Here is a 4218-nt window from a genome sequence, read left to right as displayed (position 1 = left end):
TATAATATATTAATCGTTGATGACTGTGAAAACGATACCATATTGCTGTTACGTGAACTAAAAAAAGGCGGCTTAGATATTCACTCAACAAGAGTTGAAACTGATCGAAGCCTTAGAAGCGCGCTTGAAGAGTCCGACTGGGATCTTGTTATCTCAGATCACAGCATCCCCGGATATTCCTCCCAAGAAGCTTTAGAAACCATCCGTGATCGCGATGAGAATTTGCCAGTTATTATTGTGTCAGGGGAGATCCCCGAACGAGAAGCCATTAAGCTAATGAAAGCCGGGGCTCAAGACTACGTAATGAAAGAAAATCTCGCTCGACTGATTCCAGCCATCGAGAGAGAAATAAGAGAGAGCGAATCCCGTCAAGCAAAAAACTCGCAGAACAGAATCTAGAACATTTAGCCGTACATGACCACCTAACAGGGCTAGGCAATCGCGAGTACTTCGAAGGTCAAATATCTAAAGCACTTCAACTTTCAGCATCGGATGATGCAGAATATGCCTTGATGTCACTGGATTTGGACCAATTTAAGATCATTAACGATACTTGCGGCCACGTTGCAGGCGATGATCTACTCAAGCAAGTATCACTTGTTTTACTCCGCCAAACTAAAGACAAGGATACCTTGGCACGTCTTGGTGCCGATGAATTTGGCATACTCACCTACAACAAAGATAAGCGTCAAGCTATTTAGATTGCGAAAACCATACAGACCGCAATAAAAGACCTAAACTTCACCTGGCATGGAAAAAGTTTCACGACCAGCATTAGTATCGGCATTGTTTCAATTAATAATAAAACCTCTTCGGTCCAGTCCGTTCTGAGCTGTGCTGACATGGCCTGCAATGTCGCCAAAGAAAAAGGTCATGACGGCCTTAAATGGTACAGTGAAGATGACCCAGAGCACTTACAACGGCGAAGTGAAATGCAATGGGTCAGCCGCATTAAACGAGCGATAGCTGATGATTTGTTTATACTCCACTTCCAGAGCATGAAAGGCCTCCAAAAACACTGTAGTGGCGGTGCACACGGCGAGTTTCTGGTTCGACTTAATGATGACTCAGAACTGATTTACCCCGGCTCCTTTATTCCCGCAGCCGAGCGCTACAAACTTATGCCACGTTTACATAGATGGGTGGTAAAAAATGCGTTTAAGTACTTGGCTGAATCAGGTTTAGGGTATCAGGATCAAGGAACATTTTTCATCAACTTGTCAGGTAATTCACTTAGTGACGCCTCTTTCTTTGAAGATATTCGGCATTTACTAAAAGAGTTTGAGTTCATTCCTGAACGTATTTGCTTCGAGATTACCGAAACCAGTGCTATCGACAACCTTAAGGATGCCGTAGAGTTTATTTCCGAGATCAGAGAAGAAGGTTTTAAATTTGCACTCGATGACTTTGGTGCTGGGATGAGCTCCTTTTCTTATCTTAAGAAGATTCCAGTAGATTATCTGAAAATTGATGGCAGCTTTGTCTTGAACTTGTTACACGATCCGATTGATCGTGGAATTGTTGAAGCTTGCAATGGTATTAGCCATGCAGCGGGCTTGCAGACCATTGCGGAATTTGTAGAAAACCAGGAAACCGCCGACGCACTAAAAGAAATTGGTGTAGACTTCGCTCAAGGCTTTGGTATCGAAAGGCCTGGCCCACTTCAATAACGTACTATTTGCTCCCAATGTAAGATATTTCCTACATGCTTTTGCATTATCACCTACATACTGAAGGCAAGAACATGCGTAATATTCATTTCCATCAGGACGACGCTGATTGTCAGGACGATGACAGCAACATATGGATATGGACAAGGAAGTAAACAAGGAAGGCTGGTTACCTAAGGAATGGTAAGGGAAGCACCTATTCAAAATGCCGCATTTTTATGCGGCATTTTTCGTTTAAGACCCGAAATTAAGCACTAAGACACTCAAACACCGCATAAATTCTTACAAGCCAAACTTATGTTTTAAGATCTCCAGCCCTTCGTCACTATAGGCCGCATCAATGGATTTGAGGTTTTCTGAGGTTATCAAGGTCTCATAGGCATGGATAATATCGTAAATCCACTTCCCGGGAATGAAGCGGGTAATTTGCTGCTCTGTTATGGTTTCTTGCTCGCCTTCTAAATCCAAATGTAGCGTAAGAACCTCTTCTCCAGAAGACAATAAAAGCGATAAGTTTGAGCTTTTGAAAGTTTCCCCATAAAAGCTTATGCAAGCACCCGCCCTATCCGCAAACTGAAGCGTGTAGGTATTATCATTTAGCGTAAATTGGATTTTTTTCTCATCACCTTCGTGAATAACTACCGTAGAGCTTATTTCACAGTGGACCAAGCTCTCACTATCTTTTATTTTTAGTGTGGGCTGTGAAGACATGGACTTATACAAATGAATAATTCGCTTATCCAACATTAGCACTTTTGCTAACTTACGACGCTCCTTTATAGCAGAAAAAACCTGGGAGTTATTCAGCTGTGCTTGCCGCTCTATTCTCTGCAAAGCGCGGTTAATTGTTGACTGCAAATGGTCAAAGGCGGAACGAACAGATAACAAAGTTAGTTCATCATAATTCTGGCTCATATCCTGTGCCTATCCTGCATCAATATTTTTAGACTTATTAATCATCGTCTTCACAATATAGCAGTAAAGACCAAGAGGCGCTAAAGTGAAGTATGTGGAAACAATATTTATGCCAAACTTTATTTTTACAACTCGATACTTCCGCTATAATTGTCATAAAGCTTTAAGATCAATAATATAGACTTAAGCTTCTAACAGATATATGAACTTATTGTTGGCTTGCGTTGAAGACATCGGCCAATAGTTACCATTATGGACAATACTATGATCAAAAACTGCCTATTCCCAGTTGCAGGCTACGGAACCCGTTTCTTACCCGCAACAAAAGCAATGCCTAAAGAAATGCTACCTCTCGTAAATAAACCCCTTGTGCAATATGGCGTTGAGGAAGCGCACCAGGCAGGCATGAACCGAATGGGTTTTGTCACAGGTAGAGGCAAACGAGCCATTGCAGATCACTTTGATATTAGCTACGAACTAGAAAATGAAATTAAAGGTTCGGGAAAAGAGGCTCAGCTCGATTCCATTCGGAATTTAATGGAAAATAACACCTTTTCATTTACACCACAGCATCAAATGAAAGGTCTTGGCCACGCAATCTATAGCGGTCGAGGTTTGGTTGGCGATGATGCTTTTGCAGTTGTTTTGGCAGATGACTTTTGTACGGCAGATGAAAACGGCGACGGCGTGCTTAAGCAAATGGCAGAGTTATATAATCAGTTCCGCTGCAGTATCGTAGCGATCCAGGAAGTTCCTGCTGACCAAACGCATAAATATGGTGTTATTGCAGGCGAATGCATGAAGGATGGCCTATACCGTATCACTGACATGGTTGAAAAGCCGGCTCCGGAAGATGCTCCTTCAAATCTAGCAATTATCGGTCGTTATATTCTGACACCGGACATCTTCGATATCATCAAAGCAACACCGCCCGGAAAAGGTGGAGAAGTTCAAATCACCGACGCCCTGCTCACTCAAGCGAAAAAAGGTTGCGTGCTAGCCTATAAGTTTAAAGGTCAGCGTTTTGACTGTGGTAGTGTCGATGGTTTTATTCAAGCGACTAACTATGTCTATGAAAACGTATACAAAGCAGAATCGTAGTCGATACAAATAAATGAGTTTGCAGCGCCTTAGCGCGGCAAACTTCCTGCTCCATCAAAAAAGAACAAAGCAATTAAAGACCTAATAGCCTTAGTTTGCAATTAGCTGAAGTATCAGCTCTTTACTTTGCGCATCGCTTTTACGGTAACGCCGAAGTAACTCACGCTCATCATCAGTTGGTATTAACTTTTCAATCTGTCGTCCCAACTCAACTAATGAGTCCCCCAAATCCTCCGCATCACTGTCATTGATACCAGGCAAATCCAATTGGTGGCCGGTTTCAATATTAGGCACATCAACAAAACTTTCTAAAGGCATGGCTGTCTTAAAACACAAATCAAGAAGGTTATCCAAACTAGGATAACAGCGTGTTTCACTACTTTCGGCTTCCCACGACTCAACGACCAAAGGGTCAACTAAACAATACTCCGCAACATCAATATACGAAAGTTTCTTCGACTGCCGGACTTTTTTAAGTTGATGATTAAATTGCTTTAGATACTTCATAAGAATTCAGCACTGAAAATAGGTA

The 4218-nt window shown here is 42.0% G+C and carries 5 protein-coding genes and 1 pseudogene; 4 read left to right on the top strand and 2 right to left on the bottom strand.

The genetic code is table 11. The features are described 5' to 3' along the window. The 3 genes and pseudogenes from A3763_RS29570 to A3763_RS29560 all read left to right on the top strand — a co-directional run. The coding region (locus tag A3763_RS29570) for a response regulator (protein WP_231872156.1) at positions 1-399 on the top strand (399 nt) is incomplete at its 5' end. Beyond that, a pseudogene (locus A3763_RS29565) lies at positions 363-815 on the top strand (GGDEF domain-containing protein); the annotation flags it as partial. The gene A3763_RS29570 and the pseudogene A3763_RS29565, both read left to right, overlap by 37 nt. Positions 816-842: 27 nt before the next feature. Next, on the top strand, positions 843-1670 hold the full coding sequence (locus A3763_RS29560; RefSeq protein WP_068633231.1) for an EAL domain-containing protein: 828 nt from the start codon (positions 843-845) through the stop codon (positions 1668-1670). 282 nt (positions 1671-1952) lie between these two features. Here A3763_RS29560 and A3763_RS09705 read toward each other — a convergent pair whose 3' ends face one another. Further along, complete coding sequence (locus A3763_RS09705; RefSeq protein ID WP_068514907.1) at positions 1953-2585, bottom strand: hypothetical protein; 633 nt, start codon at positions 2583-2585, stop codon at positions 1953-1955. A gap of 264 nt (positions 2586-2849) precedes the next feature. On the opposite strand from A3763_RS09705, the gene galU reads away from it, so the two are divergent. Next, positions 2850-3686: a UTP--glucose-1-phosphate uridylyltransferase GalU gene (galU, locus tag A3763_RS09700; protein ID WP_068634036.1), complete on the top strand. Its 837-nt coding sequence runs from the start codon at positions 2850-2852 to the stop codon at positions 3684-3686. A 90-nt stretch (positions 3687-3776) separates the two neighbouring features. On the opposite strand, the gene A3763_RS09695 is transcribed toward galU, so the two are convergent. Then, positions 3777-4193 carry a hypothetical protein gene (locus A3763_RS09695; protein WP_068554959.1) on the bottom strand — a complete coding sequence of 139 codons (417 nt, stop codon included), beginning with the start codon at positions 4191-4193 and terminating at the stop codon, positions 3777-3779. Between the last annotated feature and the right edge of the window lie 25 nt (positions 4194-4218).

Source organism: Oleiphilus sp. HI0128 (assembly GCF_001635365.1).
Note: the sequence above shows the minus strand (reverse complement) of the source record. Positions and strands in the feature narration are given on the sequence as shown.

Excerpts from the sequence above, each read along its gene's own strand:
- A3763_RS09705 (WP_068514907.1), bottom strand. The coding sequence starts at position 2,585 with ATGAGCCAGAATTATGATGAACTAACTTTGTTATCTGTTCGTTCCGCC.
- galU (WP_068634036.1), top strand. The coding sequence starts at position 2,850 with ATGATCAAAAACTGCCTATTCCCAGTTGCAGGCTACGGAACCCGTTTC.
- A3763_RS29560 (WP_068633231.1), top strand. The coding sequence starts at position 843 with ATGGCCTGCAATGTCGCCAAAGAAAAAGGTCATGACGGCCTTAAATGG.
- A3763_RS09695 (WP_068554959.1), bottom strand. The coding sequence starts at position 4,193 with ATGAAGTATCTAAAGCAATTTAATCATCAACTTAAAAAAGTCCGGCAG.